The 234-nt window shown below is 49.1% G+C and carries 1 rRNA gene; it reads left to right on the top strand.

Annotated features, from left to right (window positions below):
- Positions 1–32 precede the first annotated feature (32 nt).
- Positions 33–234, top strand: a 16S ribosomal RNA gene (locus ACQCT5_RS23050); the annotation flags it as partial.

The following is a 234-nucleotide window of genomic DNA, read 5'->3' as shown; positions in this document are numbered from 1 at the left end:
CTAGTCAACATTTGAGCATAAGCTCAAACTCTTTATTGGAGAGTTTGATCCTGGCTCAGGATGAACGCTGGCGGCGTGCCTAATACATGCAAGTCGAGCGGACTTACAAAAGCTTGCTTTTGTAAGTCAGCGGCGGACGGGTGAGTAACACGTGGGCAACCTGCCCTTGAGACTGGGATAACTTCGGGAAACCGGAGCTAATACCGGATAATATAAGGAACCTCCTGGTTCCTT

The sequence above is a fragment of the Sutcliffiella halmapala genome, assembly GCF_050107295.1.
Classification (GTDB): Bacteria; Bacillota; Bacilli; order Bacillales; family Bacillaceae_I; genus Sutcliffiella_A; species Sutcliffiella_A halmapala_A.
This window is presented reverse-complemented; position numbering and strand designations above follow the sequence as displayed.